Genomic DNA, 22732 nt, shown 5'->3' with positions numbered 1-22732 from the left:
TTTTATGGAACAGCACAACACACAACAGGTGTGGTTTGTCATTGGTACGCAACACCTCTACGGGGCGGAAACGTTACGCCAGGTGGAACAACACGCTCGTCAGGTGATGGATGGCCTTAACCAGGCGGGCACCTTGCCCCTGCAACTGGTGTTGAAGCCGTTGGTGAAGTCGCCGGATGAAGCGCTGGCGCTGTGCCGCGAGGCGAATCACGCCAATGAATGTATCGGCATCATTACCTGGCTGCACACCTTCTCACCCGCCAAAATGTGGATTGGCGGCCTGAGCATCCTGAATAAGCCGTTGCTGCAATTCCATACCCAGTTTAATGCCGAGATCCCGTGGGACAGCATGGATATGGATTTTATGAACCTGAACCAGACCGCACACGGCGGTCGCGAGTTTGGTTTTATCGGCGCGCGTATGGGCCTCCAGCACAGCGTGGTCACCGGACACTGGCAGGATAAAGAGAGCCAGCAACGCATTGGTCGCTGGATCCGGGCCGCTCAGGCGCGTCAGGCCAGCCAGCAGCTTAAAGTTGCCCGCTTCGGCGACAATATGCGTGAAGTGGCCGTCACCGAGGGTGACAAAGTGGCCGCGCAAATTCAGTTTGGCTATGCGGTGAATGGCTGGGGCGTGGGCGATTTAGTCGAGGTGGTGAACAGCGTCAGTGATGGCGACGTCAATGCGTTGATCGATGAATACGAAAGTCACTATCGCTTCAGCGAAGTTGCGGCAGTAAACGGTGAAAAACGTCAGAACGTTCTGGATGCAGCACGTATCGAACTGGGGCTGAAACGCTTTCTTGATGCCGAAGGTTGCAAAGCCTTTACCACCAATTTCCAGACGCTGCACGGTATGAAGCAGCTTCCCGGCCTGGCGGTACAACGTCTGATGGGCCAGGGCTACGGGTTTGCCGGTGAAGGTGACTGGAAAACGGCGGCGTTACTGCACATCCTGAAGGTGCAGGCGGGTAATCGTGCCGGCGGGACCTCATTTATGGAGGATTACACCTACCACTTCTCACCCGGCAATGACCTGGTGCTGGGCTCGCATATGCTGGAAGTGTGTCCGTCGATCGCCAAAGAAGAGAAACCGTTGATTGATGTGCAATTCCTCGGTATTGGCGGCAAAGCCGATCCGGCACGCCTGATTTTCTCTACTCCGGCTGGACGCGCGGTGAATGCCAGCGTGATCGATTTGGGTGACCGCTTCCGTCTGCTGGTGAACGTCGTGGATGCCATTGAGCAACCAAAACCGCTGCCAAAACTGCCGGTCGCGCGTGCCTTGTGGCGTGCACAACCGTCACTGGCGACCGCGTCCGAAGCCTGGATTCTGGCAGGTGGCGCGCACCATACGGTATTCAGTCAGGCACTGGACCTGGATGACCTTTATCTGTACGGCGAACTGAACGGTATCGAGGTGTTGGTCATTGATGAAGAAACGCGCTTACCGGCGTTCAAAGATGCACTGCGCTGGAATGAAGCGTACTACCGTTTAATGCGTTAATCGTTATCAGGTGGCTATCGGGTCGCGATTAATCGCGACCCTTTTATTTGCGGTACTGAAAAGACTTTCGCGGTAGCAATATCAATTCAGGAGCAAAGCTCCCGTAACTCACCTTCGCTTAAACCGGTTACCTTGATAATGGTTTTAAGGTCTAATTTTTCCGAAAGCATGCGTCGTGCCATCTCCAGCCGACCTTCCTGAAGTCCTTCCTGCCGCCCTTCCAGACGTGACTCCAGCCGCCACTGTTGTTCAATTGTCATGATCTGTGCCTTTAGTTGCGGTTTGCCCTGTATCAGTATCTCAATCACCTTTTCCCGATCATCGGTATCGCCATGCCGCAGCAGGTAAAAGATGACGTCGATTGACAGGTCATCATTGTAATCCACCGCCAGCAGGGTTGCCATTGGGTCGATATTTTCCAGCAGGTCACGCAGGCGTACGATCTTATGGGCCATTTCCAGCCGCGCCACGCCACGGTGTGTCATGATTTGCTCATCCGGGAGCACGGTGACATCCACCAGCGGAAAGGGTTGGCAAAATATTTGCGTCGCCAGCTCCCGGTCGCGAAATGAGGATAGCCAGTCCATCGCATAAGGATAGGGGCTGGTTTTACCGTGATAGAACAGCATTGGCACGACGATCGGCAGCTCGGTATGCCCCTCATCAATATGGCGCTGCATAGCCGCGATGGTATAGCGCATCATCCTCAGGGTCATAAACTTGTCGGGAGAACTTTGGTGCTCAATCAAGGCATAAATATATCCCTCTCCCCCCTCCATCTTCATTGACATGAGGACATCAGAATAGAGCGCACTCAGATCCCGTTCTATAAACGTGGTTGGGATCAATTGCAATGTGTCGAGGTCACAACGCTGAAGTATCAACGGCGGCAAGTGAATTTCCAGGAACTGTCTGGCGATAGCCTGATGACTAAGAAACCGTTTGAATAGCGCATCGTGTGGTGTGGGGGTTGCACTCATTAAGCTCGTCCCTGCCAGGATGAACAACGTGGCCGGACGTTAACATGGGCGCTATCTCACTGAAAGATAAGGATGATAAATGTCAGAGGGATATAAGGAATTCAGAATGGATTCAGGAATAAATCATATTGTACACATCGGTAGCGGCGCGATTTATCGCGTTTTTTTAACCACGAAGGTCAAAAGCGCGCGATAAATCGCGCCGCTACACCAACGCCATCAGGACGTTAGCCGTTTAACCGGCGCATTCTGCTGGCGATCCCACATCACCGTCAGCAAACGTTGCAGCGCGATAAACGCGAACAACAAAATGCCGATGGCGATTTTGGTCCACCAGGAGCTCAGGGTGCCGTCGAAATTAATCCACGTCTGAATCAGCCCCTGAATTAATACGCCAAACAGCGTACCGAGCACCGTTCCTACGCCACCGGAGAGCAGCGTGCCGCCAATCACCACCGAGGCAATGGCATCCAGCTCCACACCCAGTCCGGCCAACGCATAACCCGCTGAGGTATAGATGGAAAACACAATCCCTGCCAGCGTTGCCAACGTGGTCGACAACATATAAATCTTAATGGTGGTGGCGCGCGTGGAGATCCCCATCAACTGCGCCGACGTGAGGTTGCCGCCAATGGCATACACCTGATTACCAAAACGCGTGCGGTGCGCCAGCAAAATGCCACCGACCACCACCACCAGCATAATCACCGCCAGCAAGCTTAACCGCCCACCGCCGGGAATTTTCCACGCCATACTCGACAGCGTGGCATACAACGGATGGTCAATCGGGATCGAGTTTTCCGATACCAGGTAGCTACACCCACGCAGGAAAAACATCCCGGCGAGGGTAATAATAAACGCCGGGATTTTTAACCCATCAATCAACCAGCCCATCATGGCGCCAAAGGCTGCCCCTAACGCCAGAATCAGCGCAAAGGCCAGCAACGGGTCCACATGGTAATCCCCAATCAAGCGGGCAAGGAACACGCCGGTAAAAGCAATCACCGCCCCGACCGATAAATCAATCCCTCCCGACAGGATCACAAACGTCATTCCCACGGCGATTATGCCAAGAAATGCGTTATCGGTGAGGATATTACAAATTACCCTGGTGGAGGCAAAGCCGGGGAACTGGCTGAGGCAGAACAGATATCCGGCGACAAACACCAGCAAAGTAATCATCAAAGGCAGATGACGTTTAATCATGATGGACGCCTCCGTTTCAGCATGGCAAGAAAGCGCGGTGACTGAATCAGCAACACGCACATCACCACTATCGCCTTCACCACCTGGTTCAGTTCGGGTGGGAAACCAGACAGCAGAATCCCGGTATTCATCGACTGAATAATCAGCGCACCAATCAGCGACAGCACCAAATTAAAACGCCCGCCCATCAGTGATGCACCGCCAATTACCACCGCCAGAATCGCATCCAGCTCCAGCCACAATCCGGCGTTATTGGCATCCGCTCCGCGGATATCGGCGGCAACAATTAACCCGGCTACTGCGGCACATACGCCACTGATGGCGTAGGTTGACATCACGACCAGCCAGCCGGTAACGCCTGCATTGCGCGCCGCACGCAGGTTAATCCCCACCGCTTCAATAAACAGCCCCAGCGCCGTCTTGCGTGTTACCAGCCACACCGCCAGCGCCACCACTAACGTAATCCACACTGGCACCGGCAACAGCCACAACGAGCCGCTACCAAACCACGACAGGTTATCGTTATCAAAAGTCACGATTTGCCCCTGGGTGATGAGCTGCGCCACACCGCGTCCGGCTACCATCAAAATCAAGGTGGCGACGAACGGTTGAATTCGCAGCAACGCCACCAGCACGCCGTTCCACAAACCACATGCCAGCCCGGTGCCCAGTGTCGCGAGAATGATAAACGGCAGACTATGCCCGGCCACGGTGAGCGTCGCCGCCGTAGCCCCGGCAATCGCCATCACCGCCCCTACTGACAAATCAATTCCCCCGGTGGCAATCACCAGCGTCATCCCCACTGCCAGCAGCGCTACCGGTGCGGCACGGTTGAGAATATCGATCGGGCTACCAAACAGGCGGCCATCCTGTAAATGCACGGCAAAGAAGTTATTTGCTACCAGGCTGTCCACCAGCAGCACCAGCACCAGCGCGGCAATTTGCGGCATACCGGGCGGCAGTTTCAGCTTACGCCGATTGGTTTTTTCAGACGTCATATCGGATTCAAGCATGTTGTTCTCCTCCGTGGGCGATAGCGTTGACAATCGACGCTACCGACAGCTGCTCAAGGGGGATCTCCGCCACCTGCTTCAAATCGCGCATAATCAACACGCGATCGGCGTACCCCACCAGTTCTTCGAGTTCAGAGGAGATAACCAGCAGCGCCAGTCCGTCGGCGCACAGGGATTCAATCAGACGAATAATCTCCGCGTGAGCACCGACATCGATACCCCGCGTGGGTTCGTCAAGAATGAGAAATTGCGGTTTGGTCACCAGCCAGCGCGACAGCAGTACTTTCTGCTGATTGCCGCCCGACAATAACTCAACCGGTTGATCGGCATGCGGTGTACGAATGCCAAGACTTTTAATAAAACGTTCGGCAATCGCCTGTTGTTCGCGTTTTTTGATCGGACGCAGCCAGCCACGCTGCGCCTGCAACGCGAGGATAATGTTTTCCCGCACCGACGCCTTACCAATTATGCCATCGGTTTTGCGGTCCTCCGGGCAAAAACCCATCCCCAGCTTCGAGGCTTTAGCCGGCGTACGAATCTGTTGCACCTTACCCTTAATGGTGGCGGTGCCGCGATCGGCTCGGCGGATGCCAAACAACACTTCGGCGGTTTCGGTGCGTCCCGAGCCCAACAGCCCGGCCAGACCCACCACTTCACCCGGACGCACCTGCAAACTGAACGGCTCGATGGTGCCCTTCTTACCGTAATCTTCAAACGCCACTACCGGCTGATTGCTGCGTAGGGTGCTGCCCTGACGTTGTAGCGCCGTCTCCAGCAGCTCACGCCCCAGCATCAGCTTGATTAGCTCGATACGTGGCAGCGATGCTGTGTCGCGAGTGGCGATAAACTGACCATTGCGCAGCACCGTAATGCGATCGGTGATGCGATACACCTGATCGAGGAAGTGAGTGACAAAAATCAGGCTCATCCCTTTGGCTTTTAACTGCGCCATCAGGGTAAACAACATCTCGACCTCACTGGCGTCGAGGCTGGCGGTGGGTTCATCGAGGATCAACACCTGTGCCGACAGATCCACCGCGCGACAAATGGCGATAATCTGCTGCATCGCCACCGAATAATGGCCGAGCTGACGCGTCACATCGAGGGCAAAGCCGTATTTGCGCATCAGCGCATCGGCATCGCGCACCATACGTTTGCGATCGATGATGCCAAAACGTCGCGGCTCGCGACCGATATATAAATTATCCGCCACCGACATATTGGGCAGCAGGTTTACTTCCTGGTAAACGGTGCCGATACCCATTAATTGGGCATCGCCGGTGTTATGCGGTGTAATCGCTTTGCCATTCAGGGTGATCACCCCGGCATCACGGCTGTACACGCCGGTCAGCACTTTTATCAGCGTGGATTTACCTGCCCCGTTCTCTCCCAGTAGCGCCATGATTTCGCCTTTGCGGATACTGAACGACACGTTATCCAACGCTTTCACGCCGGGGAAACCTTTGCTGACGCCGCTGATGGTCAGCAGTGCCTCTTCTTGTGGTGTAGTCATACGGACCTGCCTCGCCTTACGTCATGAAAAACCGCCCCGGAGGGCGGTGCGGGGATCAGTAACCCATGTTCTTTTTCTTATCGAGTTCCGTCTGTGCATCCGCTGGCAGGAAGAGTTTCGACTGGGTGCGGATGATTTTTGGCGGCTGCGTGCCATCTTTTTTCAGTTTTTCCAACGCATCAAACGCCGGACCGGCCATGTTCGGTGTCAGCTCGACGTTGGCATTGGCTTCGCCTGCCAGCATCGCTTTGTAGATATCCGGTACACCGTCAATCGAGCCAGTCAGGATATCTTTGCCCGGTTTCAGGCCCGCTTCTTTAATGGCCTGAATCGCACCAATCACCATGTCGTCATTGTGCGCGAACACCATGCAGATGTTCTTGCCATTGTTCTCCGCTTTGATAAAGCTCTCCATCACCTCTTTACCCTTACTGCGGGTAAAGTCGCCGGACTGAGAACGGATAATTTTGATGTTGGGGTGTCCGGCAATGGCTTCGGCAAACCCTTTCTTACGGTCAATCGCCACGCTGGCACCCACGGTGCCCTGCAATTCCACGACGTTACACTGCTTGCCCGCGAGGGTTTTCACCAACCAGTCACCAATCAACTTGCCTTCCAGCACGTTATCCGCTGTCACCACCGACTCATACAGTGACTTGTCATTCACGACGATCGCGCGGTCGAGCAGGAACACCGGGATCTTGGCGTCTTTAGCTTCTTCCAGCACCGGTTCCCAGCCAGTCTGCACCACCGGGGCGATAAAGATGGCATCCACGCCCTGGGCGATGAATGAACGCACTGCCTTGATCTGGTTCTCCTGTTTCTGCTGACCATCCGCGATTTTCAGCGTGATGCCCCGCTTCTGCGCTTCGGTTTTTGCCACGTTAGTTTCCGCAGAACGCCAGCCGGATTCCGAGCCAACCTGCGAGAATCCAACTGTCATATCAGCCGCCAGGACCGGTGCGCTAATCGCCGCGCTCACCATGACGGACAAGAGTAAACGTTTCCACATAATTTCATTCCTCTGAAGGGAGTGTGCTGTAGGGGGTACAAACGCGGTTTAAGCCTGGCGCAAAAGCCGCTCCCTGAGAGCGACATGCCTCACAAAACAGAATGAATTAAAGGGGTTACGATAAGTTTACTGACAAAACGCCCATCGCAGTTATGGACAAAACACCTGATATTTCTCGCCTCTGCCGTTAAATAAATGTAATAAAGAGAATCGCTTATGTCGCATAACGCTGGAAACGATTACAGGCACCGCGTAAAGAATGGTTATGAGGCTTTCATGAGAGGAATTGATCGATTTGTGACTGGACGCACACATTGCAATGTAAGGTTTCATAACCTGTACAAAAAATTTCAGGCCAGTTGGGAATAAACCGGGAACTTTGATCGCCGCGTGAGGGAAAATAGCGCTATAAAACCGGGAAAATAACGCTGGCTCATTTGATGAGCTGGGGTGTGAATTTTTCTCACCACTGCCTGAAAACCGGCAGAGATTTGGCTTAGTTTCATCATGCTGATGCATAATAAAAGGAATAAAGGCTGAAAAAGTGTCTTTTGATGAGCGAATTAGCTCACTTTGTCTGATTTTTGAATTTTTTTACGGTTGACATATGGACTCTCGCTGCGTGCTCCCTATACTTGGCGCTTCCCTGTTCTTTATTTATTAATGGCAATCATGACTGCGCTCGATTACCTGCTGAAATTCCGTAAAGTGAATAATCTTGAGAGTCTGGAAAAACTCTACGACCATCTCAATTATTCACTGACAGATGATAATGAGATCATCAATATGTATCGCGCTGCCGATCATCGTCGTGCTGAACTCGCTTCTGGTGGTCGTTTATTCGATCTCGGTTGTGTGCCGAAATCAGTCTGGCGTTACGTGGTTTAACTCACCCCGGCTTCCTGCTTCTCGATAATATTGCGTTGTCCAGGTCGGGCGTGCCCCGTTTGGACATGATACGTTCTGCCACACCTTATCCTGGTAACTGGACTTATTCGATGACCGAACAGGTAAATCCCCCGCGCATTGCTGGCTGGCTGCTGCTGCCGCTCGCCTGGCTGATTATGACCATGCTCACCAGCGCCCTGGTGGTCGCCATGTATCTCAGCCCGCTGTTTAATCCTGAACTGCGCACCACGTTGTTTTCGCACGGCGGGCTGCTGCTGACGCAATGGTCGATTTCATTGCTGACCGCAGGCCTGGTCTGGGTATATAGCATTTGGGTATGCTGGATTTTCTGTAAGCGATCACGCCGTCTGCCACGCCATTACATTCTCTGGCTGCTGATGACAGTGTTGCTGGCGATGAAAACCTTTGCTTTTACCCCGGTTTCTGATAGCAAAGCAATCCAGACGTTACTGCTGTCATTGCTGGCAGCGGCGGTTTTTGTTCCCTATTTCAAACGCTCCCAACGCGTAAAACAGACGTTTATCCAGCCGTAATGCCGCAAGAATCGTCAGGAATTTAATTCTGAGTGCTCTCAACCGGGCTGCAAACGCGGCTCGGGTTGAGATACAGTTCTCAATTCCGGATAATAGACGCCTTTCGGCTTCCCAGGTTTCATAATGACCGATTATTTACTGCTCTTTATTGGCACCGTGCTGGTGAACAACTTCGTTCTGGTAAAGTTCCTCGGACTTTGCCCGTTCATGGGTGTGTCAAAAAAACTGGAAACGGCCATTGGCATGGGACTTGCCACCACCTTCGTGATTACGCTGGCGTCTATTTGCGCCTGGCTGGTCAACCATTTGATCCTGGTGCCGCTGGACTTAGTCTATCTGCGTACCATGGCCTATATCCTGGTGATTGCCGTCGTGGTGCAGTTCACCGAAATGGTGGTGCGTAAAACCAGCCCGTCGCTCTATCGCCTGCTCGGCATCTTTCTGCCGCTGATCACCACCAACTGTGCGGTGCTGGGCGTGCCGCTGCTGAGCGTCAACCTTAACCATACCTTTCTGCAAGCCGCATTGTATGGCTTTAGTGCCTCGCTCGGTTTCTCACTGGTGATGGTGCTGTTTGCCGGGATCCGCGAACGCCTGGTGCTGGCTAATGTCCCGACCCCATTTAAAGGCAATTCAATCGCCCTGATCACCGCTGGCCTGATGGCGCTGGCGTTTATGGGCTTTAGTGGTCTGGTGAAATTCTGATGACCGCGATTTGGATTGCTATTGCCGTATTAAGCGCCCTGAGCCTGGTTTTTGGTGGCCTGCTCGGCTACGCTGCGCGCCGTTTTGAAGTTGAAGAAGACCCGATTGTTGAACAGATTGATGCCATTCTGCCGCAAAGCCAATGCGGTCAGTGCGGCTATCCGGGTTGCCGTCCCTATGCCGATGCCGTCGGGAACAATGGTGAGGCGATCAACAAATGCGCCCCCGGTGGCGAGCAGACCATGCTAAAACTGGCGGCGTTGCTGAACGTCGATCCGCAACCGCTGGATGGCGGTGCAGAGGTGTTGGCACCGGTACGCACCGTGGCGTGGATCGACGAAGCCAACTGCATCGGTTGTACCAAGTGTATTCAGGCCTGCCCGGTCGATGCGATTGTCGGCGCCACCCGCGCTATGCACACCGTACTGAGCGATGCCTGCACCGGTTGCGATCTGTGCGTTGCGCCTTGTCCGACCGATTGCATCGAGATGCGTCCGGTTGCCACCACCACGGCCAACTGGAAGTGGGATCTTGAAACTATTCCTGTACGGGTGATCCCGGTAGAAAGCCATGCTTAATTTGCTCAACACCCTGTTCCGCAAAGAGAAATTGTGGGATTTTCAGGGCGGCATTCATCCGCCGGAAATGAAAACACAGTCGAACGGTACACCGCTCAGCCAACTCCCGCTGCCGGAACGTTTTATCATCCCGCTGAAGCAACATATTGGTCATGAAGGCGAGATTTGTGTCGCGCCTGGTGAACATGTGCTGCGCGGCCAGCCGCTGACATTCGGTAATGGCCGAATGCTGCCAGTGCACGCGCCCACATCCGGCACCATTGAAGCGATTGCGCCGCATATGACCGCCCACCCGTCCGGGTTGTCTGAGCTGTGCATTTTCCTTGTCGCCGACGGTGAGGACCGCTGGACGGCGCTCGATCCACAACCTGATTACCGTGCCCTGACGCGTGAAGACGTGGTTAAACGCATCCATGATGCCGGGATCGCCGGACTGGGTGGCGCGGGCTTCCCCACAGCCACCAAATTGCGCGGTGGCCTGCGCGGCGTCAAAACCCTGATTATCAATGCCGCCGAATGTGAACCTTATATCACCGCCGATGACCGCCTGATGCAGGATTGCGCCGCAGAAGTGCTGGAAGGCTGCCGTATTCTTGCCTGGGTGTTACAGGCGGAGCGCGTGTTGATCGGCGTCGAAGATAACAAACCGGAAGCGATTGCCGCGCTGAAACAGGCGCTGGCTGACGAACGCGATCTGCAACTGCGGGTGATCCCCACGAAATACCCCTCCGGCGGGGCCAAGCAGCTGACCAAAATTCTGACCGGTCTGGAAGTGCCACATGGCGGGCGTTCTACCGATATCGGCGTGCTGATGCAAAACGTCGGCACTGCCTGGGCGGTGAAGCGTGCCATTGTCGATGGCGAACCAATCACCGAGCGCGTGGTGACACTGACCGGCGAAGCCATTAGTCAGCCGCGTAACGTCTGGGGCCGTCTTGGTACCCCGGTGAGTCATCTGCTGCACCATGCCGGTTTTACCCCAGCATCACGCCAGATGGTGATAATGGGTGGCCCACTGATGGGCTTCACCCTGCCTTCGCTGGACGTGCCGGTGGTAAAAATTACCAACTGTATTCTGGCCCCCTCCGCCAGCGAGATGGGAAGCACCCCGGAAGAGCAATCCTGTATCCGTTGCAGCGCCTGTGCTGATGCCTGTCCGGCCAATCTGTTGCCGCAACAACTCTACTGGTACAGCCAGGGCGCCGACCACGATAAAGCGCGCGCCCATCATATTGATGACTGCATCGAATGCGGTGCCTGCGCTTATGTCTGCCCGAGCAACATCCCGCTGGTGCAATACTATCGCCAGGAGAAAGCCGAACTGCGTGCTATCGACCTGGAAGCAAAACGTACTGCCGAAGCCAAAGCACGCTTTGAGGCACGTCAGGCGCGGCTGGAGCGAGAAAAACTGGCGCGCGAAGCACGTCATGAACAGGCGAAACAGCGCGTGGCCCGTAGCGACCAGGGTGAACTGGATGCCGCGGTAGCTCGGGTGAAAGCGCGTCAGGCCAAAACCCCGGAACAGGAAGCGGCTGAAAGTGAAGCCCGCCATGCTCAGGCGCTGGCACGTCAGGCAGAAACCCAGGCTGAAACCCAGGCACTGAGCCGTCAGGCCGGTGACCCGCGCAAAGCGGCGGTCGAAGCTGCCATTGCCCGTGCCAAAGCGAAGAAAGCGGCAACGGTCGAACCGGTCGAAAGCGCACCGGCTGAAACGGTTGACCCGCGCAAAGCCGCTGTCGAAGCCGCCATTGCCCGCGCTAAAGCGAAGAAAGCGGCTGCCGCCGAACCGGTAGAAAGCGCACCAGCTGAAACGATCGACCCGCGCAAAGCCGCTGTCGAAGCCGCCATTGCCCGCGCTAAAGCGAAGAAAGCGGCTGCCGCCGAACCGGCCGAAAGCGCACCGGCTGAAACGATCGACCCGCGCAAAGCCGCTGTCGAAGCCGCCATTGCCCGCGCTAAAGCGAAGAAAGCGGCTGCCGCCGAACCGGCCGAAAGCGCACCGGCTGAAACGGTTGACCCGCGCAAAGCGGCGGTCGAAGCTGCCATTGCCCGTGCCAAAGCGAAGAAAGCGGCAACGGTCGAACCAGTCGAAAGCGCACCGGCTGAAACGGTTGATCCGCGTAAAGCCGCTGTCGAAGCCGCCATTGCCCGTGCCAAAGCGAAAAAAGCGGCTGCCGCGCAACCGGCCGCTGCCGATATAGATGAACCGGAGGCCGCTGCGTCTCCTGACTCCGCCGACCCGCGTAAAGCAGCGATTGCCGCCGCGGTCGCCCGTGCCAAAGCGCGCAAAGCCGCGCAGCAGCAGCCTTCGACGTCTGAGGATTAAATGGCTTTTCGTATCGCAAGTTCCCCTTATACCCATAACCGCCGCAGCACCGGAAATATTATGCTGTTGGTGGTACTGGCGGCGCTGCCGGGCATGGCAGCGCAATGGTATTTTTTTGGTATTGGCTTTCTGATTCAGGTGATACTCGCGATTGCCACCGCATGGGCAACGGAAGGCGTGATCTTGCGTCTGCGCAAAACCCCGGTGGTCCCCACGCTGGCCGATAACTCCGCCCTGCTGACTGCACTGCTGCTGGGCATCAGCCTGCCGCCGCTGGCCCCCTGGTGGCTGGTGGTGATTGGCACGGTGTTTGCCATTGTGATCGCCAAACAACTGTATGGTGGTCTGGGACAGAACCCGTTTAACCCTGCGATGGTCGGTTATGTGGTGCTGCTGATCTCCTTCCCGGTGCAGATGACCAGTTGGATGCCGCCGGACGCGTTGCAATCGATCAAACCCGGCCTGCTTGACTCCCTCAGCATGATCTTTACCCACCACACGCTGGCGGGTGAAACCATGCAGCAGCTGCAACTTGGTGTTGATGGCGTCAGCCAGGCGACCCCGCTTGATACGTTTAAAACCGGGCTGCGCGCCGGTCACAGCGCGGAGCAACTGCTGGCCGCGCCGATTTATCATGGCGTGCTGGCCGGTCTTGGCTGGCAGTGGGTGAACGTCGGTTATCTGCTGGGCGGCATGCTGTTGCTGGCGAAAAACGCCATCCGCTGGCATATCCCGGTGAGCTTTCTGCTGTCGCTGGCATTCTGTGCCACCCTCGGCTGGCTGTTTTCACCGGAGTCGCTCAACTCGCCGCTGATCCACCTGTTTTCTGGCGCAACCATGCTGGGCGCATTCTTTATCGCCACCGATCCGGTGACCGCTTCCACCACCAATCGTGGTCGCCTGATTTATGGCGCGTTGATTGGTCTGCTGGTGTGGTTGATTCGCAGTTATGGCGGCTACCCGGATGGCGTGGCCTTTGCCGTATTGCTGGCTAACATTTGTGTGCCGTTGATTGATTACTACACCCAGCCGCGCGTGTATGGCCATCGCAAGGATTAACCGATGTTCGAGACTATTCGTAAAAATGCGCTGACGCTGGCAATTTTCGCGGTGATCACCACCGGCGTGACGGCAATCGTTAACTTTGTTACCAAGCCAACGGTTGATCATCAGACCGCGCTGCAACAGAAAAACCTGCTGGATCAGGTGGTGCCGACCGATATGTACGACAACCACATTCAACAGGAATGTTATCTGGTCACCGATCCGGCCCTCGGCAACGGTAAACCGCACCATCTTTATCTGGCGCGCAAAGGCGATACACCGGTGGCGGTGGCGCTTGAGACTACCGCACCAGATGGCTATTCTGGAGCGATTGAAATGCTGGTGGGCGCGGATTTCCACGGTAAAGTGCTGGGCGTGCGCGTCATCGAACATCATGAAACCCCCGGCCTTGGTGATAAAATCGAGCTGCGCGTCTCTGACTGGATCAACAGTTTCAACGGCAAAGTGGTGCACGGTGCCGATGACAAAAATTTTGCAGTGAAGAAAGATGGCGGTGAATTTGACCAGTTTACCGGTGCGACCATCACCCCACGCGCGGTGGTCAATGCCACCAAACGCGCCGCGTTACTGATTGAAACCCTGCCAGCGAAACTGTCATCGCTGCCCGAATGTGGAGAGGCAAAATGAGTGAAGCGAAAAACTTACTGATCGGCGGCCTGTGGAAAAACAACTCCGCGCTGGTGCAGTTGCTCGGACTCTGCCCGCTACTGGCGGTGACCTCCACCGCCACCAACGCCCTCGGCCTTGGTCTGGCGACCACCCTGGTACTGACCATCACCAACAGCGCAATTTCCGCCTCTCGCCGTTGGGTGCCAGCGGATATTCGTATCCCGATTTATGTAATGATCATTGCCTCCGTGGTGAGCTGCGTGCAGATGCTGATCAACGCCTATGCCCACGGTTTATATCAGTCACTCGGCATTTTTATCCCGTTGATTGTGACCAACTGCATCGTGGTAGGTCGTGCAGAAGCCGTCGCGTCAAAAAGCAGTATCCCGCTTTCCGCGCTGGATGGCTTTGCCATCGGCATGGGAGCGACCTGCGCGATGGTCACCCTCGGTTCGATTCGTGAAATTATCGGTAGCGGCACCCTGTTTAACGGCGCAGACCAGTTGCTCGGCCCGTGGGCGAAAGTGCTGCGTATTGAAGTGGTGCATTTTGATTCTCCTATGCTGCTGGCGATGCTGCCGCCGGGAGCGTTTATTGGTCTTGGTATGCTGCTGGCGGCAAAATACCTTATTGACCAGAAGATGAAACAACGTGCGGCCAATCGTGCCGAGACGCCCGCCGCAGAGCCGCAGGGCCAGACAGGGAAAGCGGTGTGAATCAGGATAAACGCGTACAAATTCTCACGCGTCTGCGCGATGAGAATCCCCACCCTACCACCGAGCTGAACTTCAGCTCGCCGTTTGAATTATTGATTGCGGTACTGCTCTCGGCGCAGGCCACCGATGTCAGCGTCAATAAAGCCACGGCAAAGCTTTATCCGGTGGCCAACACCCCGGCCAGTATCCTGGCGCTCGGGGTTGAGGGTGTGAAGGAGTACATCAAAACCATCGGCCTGTTTAACAGCAAAGCGGAAAACGTCATCAAAACCTGCCGAATCCTGCTGGAGCAGCATGGCGGCGAGGTGCCGGAAGATCGTGCCGCGCTGGAAGCCCTGCCCGGTGTAGGTCGCAAAACCGCTAATGTAGTGCTGAACACCGCTTTTGGCTGGCCGACCATTGCCGTCGATACCCATATCTTTCGCGTCAGCAATCGCACCCGTTTTGCCCCCGGTAAAAATGTCGAAGAAGTGGAAGAGAAGCTGCTGAAGGTGGTACCGAAAGCCTTTAAGGTTGATTGCCACCATTGGCTGATTCTGCACGGTCGCTATACCTGCGTGGCGCGCAAACCTCGCTGCGGCTCCTGCTTAATTGAAGACCTGTGCGAGTTTGACGCCAAAACCGAATAACGAGGGATGCCATGACCACTGCTGAGAATGCAGCATTAATTTTCCGGCAGTTTGGCACCCCTTCTGACGTTCTGACCTTCGAACGCACTCCGCTTGCACCGCTGGCCCCTGCGCAACTGCGCGTGCAGATGCGGTTTGCGCCGGTCAATGCCTCTGATTTGATTCCGATTACCGGTGCCTATCGTCACCGTGTCACCCCGCCACGGGTCGCGGGTTATGAAGGCGTGGGTACGGTGGTTGCCGCTCCGGCTGATTTCAGCCACTTACTGGGTCAACGGGTACTGCCTTTGCGCGGCACGGGAACCTGGCAACGCTATGTCGATTGTGATGCCGCTCTCGCCATTCCGGTGCCGGACGATATCGACAGCACGCTGGCGGCCCGCGCGTATATCAATCCGCTGGCGGCACTGTTGATGTTGAAAAACTGGTCACCCGGCAATAAACACCTGCTGCTCACCGCTGGCGGCTCGGACTGTGCGCTGCTACTGGCGCAATGGGCGTTGCGGTGGGGGGCGCAGAGTGTAACCGCTATCTATCGTGCGCCCCGACATGCGGAACGGTTAGAGCGTCTTGCTATCGGTGCGTTGCAGCAGGATCAACATGCAGACATCCGCCAGCGCGCCGCCGGGGCCGATTTGGTGTTTGATGCCACTGGTGGCGCGGTGAGCCAGCTCATCTGGCAAGCGCTACCCACTGATGCGCAGTTTATCGCTTATGGCGTGCTGACCGGTCAGCCAGTGCGTGTTAACGCCGCGCGCCCCGCCCTGCACTGGTTTCATGTCCGTCATTATCTGGATGCACTGACGCCTGCGGCATGGCAGCAGCTGTTTGCTGAACTCTGGCCGCTGTTGCGGAGCAGCGACTGCGGCGAAGTTGCCGTGTACCCGTTTGATCAGTGGCGCGAGGCAATTCACTTTTATCACCAGTCCGGCCGCAGCCAGAAACCGCTGCTGCAACTTTCATAACCGGTAACAGCGCGCGATAAATCGCGCCGCTTGTATCTTGAAGTTGTAACTGGTTAGCTACCCGTTACACGAAACGGAGGCAGCTTGTCGCGCCGCTTAAGACCCGATCTTGTGCCGTAGCTTAAAGCCCTCCGTTTCTCCTTTCACGCCAGCATCTACTCTGAACGGTAACCAGAAGCTCTGACTTCGTATGTACAAGGCAAGATGGCGTGATGGTTCATGTGAAAGGGAGCTGTCTTATGATTTATCTCGGTATTGATGTCAGTAAAAACAAACTCGACCTCTGCCTGTTGCCCGGCAACGGGAAAAAGAAAACCAAAACCCTCAAAAATCATCCCGACGCCGACCGGGAGATAAATGACTGGTTAATCAGGCAAAAATGCCATCCTGAACAGGTGATGGTGGTGCTCGAAGCGACCGGCATTTATCACGAAAACGTCGCCTTCGGTCTTCATGAAAATACTCCCGTCACGGTCTGCATCAGCAATCCTCAGCGGGTCAGGGAGTTCGCCCGTGGAATGGCTATCCTGACTAAAAACGACTCCGTTGATGCTTACGTCCTGGCCCGTTATGGCGAACTGAAACAGCCTGATGCCTGGGTGCCTCCCTCCCCGGAGGTCCGTAAACTTCGGGAGCTGACGCGTCTGCGGGACTCACTTCAGGCTGATGTCCAGCGGGCGGAGAACCGACTGGAAAAAGCCCATTCAACCCGCACAGCGCCTGAAATCATTGACTCGCTGGAGAGAACCCTGAAAGCCCACAGGGACGAGCTGAAGCGTATTGAAGCGCTCATCTCAGACCACACAGATAATCATCCGGGTCTGAAGGAAGACCGTGAGCTGCTGGAATCGATAAAAGGAATAGGCAGCGTGGTGGGCACGACAATGCTGTCGGTGCTGCGCTCGTGTCCGTTCCGGAGTGCTTCACAGGTCGCTGCGTGGCTGGGTGTGGTACCGGTGGAGAAAACGTCCGGGAGCTCAGTCAGGGGGCGTGCGCGGATGTCAAAAACAGGCCCGGCAGACGTAAGGGCGAAACTGTATATGGCGGCGATCGTAGCGATCAGGTGGAATGCCCCGGCGAAGGCGCTGTACCAGAGGCTAATCGCGAAGGGCAAAGCCAGCAAGGCCGCGCTTGGAGCGGTGATGCGCAAGCTGGTTCATCAGTGCTTCGGGGTGCTGAAAACGCGGATAAAGTGGGATGAAAATTACGCAGCTACCGCTTGACGTCCAAGACGGTAGCTACGATGGACGCAAGATTTATCGCGTGGCGGCCTGCAACCACGCCACCACCAGCGGTGATAAACGGTTTTGCAGCGCAGCACGCTCCGACTGGAACAGCGTCGCAATAAAGAACGGATGATCGGTCAGTTCAATACCACGCACATCCCCTGCCAGATCCCACGAGGTGATGTGCAGGTTGCGCGTCTCCAGTGCCTCACTGAAATCAGGATTGACCCCAAAGTTGCAGTGATAACCCTCATCACTTTGCAGTGCGTCATACGCTATCGCGATACGTGAGCCGGGTTTAAAGGTCACTTCGCCCCGCTGTTCCACTAGCGAACAGCTCAGCGGTGCAATTACCCAGCGCCCCTCTTTATCCGTTTCTGCATGGGCGGCATCGTCCCAGCCCAGCACATTGCGCGCATACTCAATCACCGCGTATTGAAAACCACCGCAGGAACCGAGAAACGGTTTGCCGTGTTCACGCGCCCATTGAATGGTGGCGAACACCCCGGCATCGTTTTGATAGGGGCTGCCTGGCACGACCCAAATGGCATCATAGTCGGCAAAAGCGGGAATATGGATTTCGGGGGTAGCAATCCAGTCGGCGGTAACGTTGAGGCTAAGATGTTGAGCGGCAAGCTGAACTGCGGGAGGAATGGCCTGGTGCGCGACGGCACTGGCACGGTAATCGCCTACAAGGGCGACACGAACTGACTGCGTCATGGGAACGTCCTTTCGGGGAAAAAAGGAGGTTACAGCAAAGAGGTTTGGCTGTCATGTAGCGGCGCGATTTTTCGCGCGATTCCGTGCACATTGCCAGAAAGAACCGCGCAATAAATCGTGCCGCTACGGGATGTTAACCCTGTACGTAATAATCCGCTGTAGAAGCGGTCAGCGGCGCTCGGCCACGGATCGCATCGGCAATCTTCTCGGCGATCATCACTGTCGGCGCATTCAGATTGCCGGTGGTAATTTGCGGCATAATCGAGGCATCCACAACGCGCAGTTGCTGCACACCGTGCACTCGCCCGACGCTGTCCACCACATCCATCTCGCCATAGCCCATAGCACAGCTGCCACAGGGATGATAGGCCGTCTCGGCGTGTGAACGGATAAAGGCGTCAATTTGCTCGTCACTCTGCACCGCCGGGCCGGGCTGAATTTCGGTTCCGCAATAGTCGGCCAGCGCCGGTTGCCGCATGATTTCGCGCGTCAGGCGCACGGCGGCGCGAAACTCCTGCCAGTCACGTTCCTGTGACATGTAATTGAAAAAGATCGAGGGGGCAGCATAAGGATCTTGCGATGTCAGTTTCACCCGCCCACGGCTCAGGGACCGCATCGGACCGACATGCGCCTGAAAACCGTGCTCCTTCACCGGGCTGCTGCCGTTGTAATTAATCGCCACCGGCAGGAAATGGTATTGCAGATCCGGCCAGTCTGGCCGGTCATCGCTACGGATAAACCCGCCCGCCTCAAACTGGTTGCTGGCCCCCACCCCCGTCCCTTTCAGCAGCCATTCCGCACCAATCGCCGGTTGGTTCCACCACTGCAATGCCGGATAGAGACTCACCGGCTGCTTGCAGCGATATTGCATGTAAATCTCCAGATGATCCTGCAAATTGCGGCCAACGCCGGGCAACGCGTGCACCACCTCAATCTCCAGTTCACGCAGCCACTCCTCGGGGCCAACCCCGGAACGTTGCAGAATTTGTGGCGAACCGATAGCCCCGGCACATAACAATACCTCACGTCGTGCCTGCGCCTGCTGCGGTTCACCTTTGACCAGCCAGTGCACACCGGTAGCGGTTTTGCCGTCAAAGATAATCCGGTCGGTCTGCGCATGGGTGATGATGCTGAGATTTGGGCGAGCCTTCGCCACATCGAGGTAGCCGCGTGCGGTACTGGAGCGGCGGCCCTGTGGCGTCACAGTACGATCCATCGGCCCAAACCCCTCCTGACGATAACCGTTGAGGTCATCGGTTTCTGCGTGTCCGGCCTGTCTGGCGGCATCAACAAAAGCGCGATACAGCGGATTGTTGCCGGTTTTCGCCGTGGTCACGCTGAGATAGCCTTCTGCGCCATGATAATCGTTGGCACCGGCATCACGTTTTTCTGCCTTGCGAAAATAGGGCAGGCAATTACGATAGGCCCAGTTCTCCAGCCCGGTTTTCTTCGCCCAGTTATCGTAATCCAGCGCGTTGCCACGGATATAACACATGCCGTTGATCAACGATGAACCGCCCAGCCCCTTACCGCGCCCGCACTCCATACGGCGCTGATTCATCTGCGGTTCCGGCTCGGTTTCATACGCCCAGTTATAACGCTTACCTTGCAACGGATAAGCCAAAGCGGCTGGCATTTGGGTACGGAAGTCCCAGCGGTGATCACGACCGCCCGCTTCCAGTAACAGTACCGATACGTCAGCATCCTCAGTTAAACGGGTGGCCAGCACATTGCCTGCGGAGCCTGCACCAATAATGATGTAATCAAATTTCTGCATTCAACCTCCTGTTCGCCCCGGCGGCACGCCGCCGGGGATGAAAACTCAAAATGCGCTTGGGTAGTCGCCCAGCTCAATCAACACTGATTTGGTGCGCGTATAGTTTTGCAACGTTACGATGCCGTTTTCACGCCCCAGCCCGGATTGCTTATATCCTCCCACCGGCATCGGTGCGGGTGATTCGCCCCAACTGTTGACCCAACAGATCCCCGCTTCGAGTTGATGGATAACACGGTGGGCGCGATTCAGGTCGCGGGTGAAAATCCCGGCGGCCAACCCCAGCTCGGTATCGTTAGCCCGGCGAATCACCTCTTCTTCACTGTCGAACCTGAGGATGCTCATCACCGGGCCAAAAATCTCCTCACGCACAATGCGCATCTCATCGTGGCAATCGCTGAACACCGTTGGTTCGATATAACAACCCCGCGCCAACGGGCCGTCGATGATGCGATGCCCCCCCGCCAGCAGACGTGCGCCCTGCTCCTTGCCGAGTTTCAGGTAGCTTTCGACTTTGCGGCAGTGCTGTTCGCTGACCAGTGGGCCGAAGTTCACCGAGGCATCCAGTGGATCGCCCATACGGATGCCCTGCATTTTCTCCAGCAGACGCTGCTCGAACCGGGCCTGAATACTGTGATGGACAAACACCCTGGTGCCATTGGTACATACCTGGCCGCTGCTGTAGAAATTCGCCATTAGCGCGCCATCGACGGCACGTTCCAGGTCGGCATCGGCAAACACAATCAGCGGCGATTTGCCCCCCAGTTCCATGGTGACTTCCTTCAGATTGGCGAGCGCGGCATCCGCCATCACCTGCTTACCGGTATTCACTTCGCCGGTGAAGGAGACTTTGTCGATGCGCGGATGTTGACTCAGCGCCTGTCCCACCTCACCCGCGCCCTGCACCACGTTAAATACCCCATCCGGCAATCCGGCTTCGCTGTAGATTTTTGCCAGCGCCAGGGCGCTCAGCGGCGTCACTTCGCTGGGTTTAAACACCATGGCATTGCCCGCTGCGAGGGCCGGGGCGCTTTTCCACAACGCGATTTGGATTGGGTAGTTCCATGCACCAATCCCGGCACAGACGCCCAGTGGTTCGCGCCGGGTGTACACCAGGGCGGTGTCACGCAGTGGGATCTGCTCGCCCTGCAATGCCGGAGCCAGACCGGCGTAATACTCGAGCACATCCGCTCCGGTGACGATATCAACCGCGGCAGTTTCGCTGATTGGCTTACCGGTATCCGCCGTTTCCAGTTCCGCCAGCGCCTGATTACGTTCGCGCAATAAAGCCACGGCTTTCAGCAACACGCGGCTGCGCTCCACTGGGGTATAGCTTCGCCAGATGCGCTGTCCTTCACACGCAGAGGAAACTGCACGATCGACATCTTCCTGACTGGCGGCGGTGATCTCCGCCAGCACCTGGCCGTTAGCCGGGTTGACGCTGGTAAACAGCGGTCCGTAGCCCGGACACTCCTGACCATTGATATATAAGCCGCGGCGCGTGATCTCAGCCATATGTTCTCCTCAGGATGGGGTAGGCCCGGCGGCGGCCAGCCACAGGGCAAGATTCTGATAACAGAGCTGGCGCGCCTGCGCCAATCCCTGTGCCATTGGCTGCGGTGCTAATGTCATCCGTAGCCACAGTCCGTCAATTAACGCTGCCAGACTGCTGCCGGCCGCGCGGGCCTGCTCACGCGGCAAAACGCGGGCATATTGCGCGGTGATGTTCGACCACAGGCGTTTGTCATTGATACGCTGCAAACGTTGCAGGTTGTCGTGATGCAGGCTGCTGGTCCAGAACACCAGCCAGGTAGTGAGCACCGGCCCTTCGACCTGCGACGGGTCGAAATTGCCATCAATAATGGCGCGGATCTGCGCTTCCGGCGTGTCATCTGCCAGCCGTCTCTGCCGCTCCACTGCCAGATAAAGATCGGCGAGGATTTGCCGCATACAGGCATCCAGCAGACCGTTTTTGTCGCCAAAGTAATGGCTGACGATGCCGGTCGACACCCCGGCTTGTTTGGCTATCAGCGCGATGCTGGCCTCAGCCAGCCCCACACGGTCAATCACCGTCAGGGTCGCCTGAATCAACTGCGCCTGCCGAATGGCTTTCATTCCTGTTTTTGGCATGGTGTTCATCGGTTGTGTATATGGAATGTGAAAAAGTGTAGTTATTTTATATTGAACGTTCAATCAATAAAAAACACCTTCTCATCCTTTCCTGCTGCTATTAGCGGAATTTGCTTTTACTCCCTTAAAGCTGTTGCTTATGCCTGATACCGGCTTGAATGGCGTTTTTTATCTGCCTGAAAATGGCTACGCAAACGTTTTCTTTTTTTACATGCGAAAATAAATCGTATTTTTGTGCGCAGGATCAACTAATTAGCGCGCTGGAATCTTTGCACAGGTTTTTTTGTTTAATTATCAACCTATCGTGCTTAATAATACGTCATTAGCAGGTTTATTTTTTGTTTATGTTTCATACAGCAGACATATCTCCTGAAATTCAGAATAATCGCAGTTTATCTCATGAAAATGATCTTAACGATCTGCAAACCAACCGATTATCCTGATATAATGTCATCACTCGGGATTTAACACTGATTAACAACTTTTTATTATTGCTTTAACCCTACCCTTCACAGGTATTTCAGCGTGTAAAAAGTACTTGCCCTGCTGGCCTGATTCAGCCAAATTAGGCGCCGTTTTTCCTATCTAATAACAATGTTGCGCAGGATTTACCCAG

General features: G+C 55.8%; 21 protein-coding genes. 12 read left to right on the top strand and 9 right to left on the bottom strand.

Annotation, left to right across the window (positions count from 1 at the left end; translation table 11 throughout):
* Positions 1 to 4: 4 nt before the first annotated feature.
* Positions 5 to 1507, top strand: coding sequence for an L-arabinose isomerase (gene araA, locus AC6I8N_RS09570; protein ID WP_036626909.1), 1503 nt, complete (start codon positions 5 to 7; stop codon positions 1505 to 1507).
* Between the two features lie 86 nt (positions 1508 to 1593).
* Here araA and AC6I8N_RS09565 read toward each other — a convergent pair whose 3' ends face one another.
* The 5 genes from AC6I8N_RS09565 to ytfQ all read right to left on the bottom strand — a co-directional run bounded on the left by AC6I8N_RS09565 (position 1594) and on the right by ytfQ (position 7231).
* Positions 1594 to 2487: an Rpn family recombination-promoting nuclease/putative transposase gene (locus AC6I8N_RS09565; protein ID WP_497830579.1), complete on the bottom strand. Its 894-nt coding sequence runs from the start codon at positions 2485 to 2487 to the stop codon at positions 1594 to 1596.
* Between the two features lie 219 nt (positions 2488 to 2706).
* Positions 2707 to 3693, bottom strand: coding sequence for a galactofuranose ABC transporter, permease protein YjfF (gene yjfF / locus AC6I8N_RS09560; protein WP_021185183.1), 987 nt, complete (start codon positions 3691 to 3693; stop codon positions 2707 to 2709).
* A complete protein-coding gene (gene ytfT, locus AC6I8N_RS09555; RefSeq protein WP_021185184.1) occupies positions 3690 to 4706 on the bottom strand; it encodes a galactofuranose ABC transporter, ATP-binding protein YtfT in 1017 nt (338 codons plus the stop codon). Before ytfT ends, yjfF begins: the two co-directional genes overlap by 4 nt.
* Positions 4699 to 6219 carry a sugar ABC transporter ATP-binding protein gene (locus AC6I8N_RS09550; protein WP_021185185.1) on the bottom strand — a complete coding sequence of 507 codons (1521 nt, stop codon included), beginning with the start codon at positions 6217 to 6219 and terminating at the stop codon, positions 4699 to 4701. Before AC6I8N_RS09550 ends, ytfT begins: the two co-directional genes overlap by 8 nt.
* Before the next feature lie 55 nt (positions 6220 to 6274).
* The gene (gene ytfQ / locus AC6I8N_RS09545) at positions 6275 to 7231 is read right to left on the bottom strand and encodes a galactofuranose ABC transporter, galactofuranose-binding protein YtfQ (protein WP_021185186.1); all 957 of its coding nucleotides are present in this window, start codon (positions 7229 to 7231) and stop codon (positions 6275 to 6277) included.
* Positions 7232 to 7903: 672 nt separating this feature from the next.
* Here ytfQ and ydgT point away from each other — a divergent pair.
* From ydgT to AC6I8N_RS09490, 11 genes are all read left to right on the top strand, one after another.
* On the top strand, positions 7904 to 8119 hold the full coding sequence (ydgT, locus tag AC6I8N_RS09540; RefSeq protein ID WP_021185188.1) for a transcription modulator YdgT: 216 nt from the start codon (positions 7904 to 7906) through the stop codon (positions 8117 to 8119).
* A gap of 110 nt (positions 8120 to 8229) precedes the next feature.
* Complete coding sequence (locus tag AC6I8N_RS09535) at positions 8230 to 8673, top strand: DUF2569 domain-containing protein (protein ID WP_021185189.1); 444 nt, start codon at positions 8230 to 8232, stop codon at positions 8671 to 8673.
* A 123-nt stretch (positions 8674 to 8796) separates the two neighbouring features.
* On the top strand, positions 8797 to 9378 hold the full coding sequence (gene rsxA / locus AC6I8N_RS09530) for an electron transport complex subunit RsxA (protein WP_021185190.1): 582 nt from the start codon (positions 8797 to 8799) through the stop codon (positions 9376 to 9378).
* Positions 9378 to 9956, top strand: coding sequence for an electron transport complex subunit RsxB (gene rsxB / locus AC6I8N_RS09525; protein ID WP_497830578.1), 579 nt, complete (start codon positions 9378 to 9380; stop codon positions 9954 to 9956). The genes rsxA and rsxB overlap by 1 nt, the downstream gene beginning before the upstream one ends.
* Positions 9949 to 12282 (top strand): electron transport complex subunit RsxC, encoded by a 2334-nt coding sequence (rsxC, locus tag AC6I8N_RS09520; protein WP_497830577.1) that lies wholly within the window; start codon positions 9949 to 9951, stop codon positions 12280 to 12282. The genes rsxB and rsxC overlap by 8 nt, the downstream gene beginning before the upstream one ends.
* Complete coding sequence (gene rsxD / locus AC6I8N_RS09515) at positions 12283 to 13341, top strand: electron transport complex subunit RsxD (protein WP_021185193.1); 1059 nt, start codon at positions 12283 to 12285, stop codon at positions 13339 to 13341. It abuts the gene before it with no gap.
* 3 nt (positions 13342 to 13344) lie between these two features.
* Positions 13345 to 13974 carry an electron transport complex subunit RsxG gene (gene rsxG / locus AC6I8N_RS09510; RefSeq protein WP_497830576.1) on the top strand — a complete coding sequence of 210 codons (630 nt, stop codon included), beginning with the start codon at positions 13345 to 13347 and terminating at the stop codon, positions 13972 to 13974.
* On the top strand, positions 13971 to 14672 hold the full coding sequence (locus AC6I8N_RS09505) for an electron transport complex subunit E (RefSeq protein ID WP_208725368.1): 702 nt from the start codon (positions 13971 to 13973) through the stop codon (positions 14670 to 14672). The genes rsxG and AC6I8N_RS09505 overlap by 4 nt, the downstream gene beginning before the upstream one ends.
* A complete protein-coding gene (gene nth, locus AC6I8N_RS09500; protein WP_021185196.1) occupies positions 14669 to 15301 on the top strand; it encodes an endonuclease III in 633 nt (210 codons plus the stop codon). The genes AC6I8N_RS09505 and nth overlap by 4 nt, the downstream gene beginning before the upstream one ends.
* Before the next feature lie 11 nt (positions 15302 to 15312).
* Positions 15313 to 16266 (top strand): zinc-dependent alcohol dehydrogenase family protein, encoded by a 954-nt coding sequence (locus tag AC6I8N_RS09495; protein ID WP_497830575.1) that lies wholly within the window; start codon positions 15313 to 15315, stop codon positions 16264 to 16266.
* Between the two features lie 239 nt (positions 16267 to 16505).
* Positions 16506 to 17489 (top strand): IS110 family RNA-guided transposase, encoded by a 984-nt coding sequence (locus AC6I8N_RS09490; protein ID WP_497829548.1) that lies wholly within the window; start codon positions 16506 to 16508, stop codon positions 17487 to 17489.
* A 33-nt stretch (positions 17490 to 17522) separates the two neighbouring features.
* Here AC6I8N_RS09490 and AC6I8N_RS09485 read toward each other — a convergent pair whose 3' ends face one another.
* The 4 genes from AC6I8N_RS09485 to betI form a co-directional block, all read right to left on the bottom strand.
* Entirely contained in the window at positions 17523 to 18212 is a 690-nt protein-coding gene (locus tag AC6I8N_RS09485) for a CTP synthase C-terminal region-related (seleno)protein (RefSeq protein ID WP_021185198.1), read from the bottom strand.
* Between the two features lie 133 nt (positions 18213 to 18345).
* Positions 18346 to 19989, bottom strand: a complete 1644-nt coding sequence (betA, locus tag AC6I8N_RS09480) for a choline dehydrogenase (protein WP_497830574.1) — start codon at positions 19987 to 19989, stop codon at positions 18346 to 18348.
* A gap of 45 nt (positions 19990 to 20034) precedes the next feature.
* Positions 20035 to 21501: a betaine-aldehyde dehydrogenase gene (betB, locus tag AC6I8N_RS09475; RefSeq protein WP_497830573.1), complete on the bottom strand. Its 1467-nt coding sequence runs from the start codon at positions 21499 to 21501 to the stop codon at positions 20035 to 20037.
* Between the two features lie 9 nt (positions 21502 to 21510).
* Complete coding sequence (gene betI / locus AC6I8N_RS09470; RefSeq protein ID WP_036626912.1) at positions 21511 to 22116, bottom strand: transcriptional regulator BetI; 606 nt, start codon at positions 22114 to 22116, stop codon at positions 21511 to 21513.
* Between the last annotated feature and the right edge of the window lie 616 nt (positions 22117 to 22732).

This window comes from Pantoea sp. X-Soil-TKNS-1279, from assembly GCF_059730565.1.
Note: the sequence above shows the minus strand (reverse complement) of the source record. Positions and strands in the feature narration are given on the sequence as shown.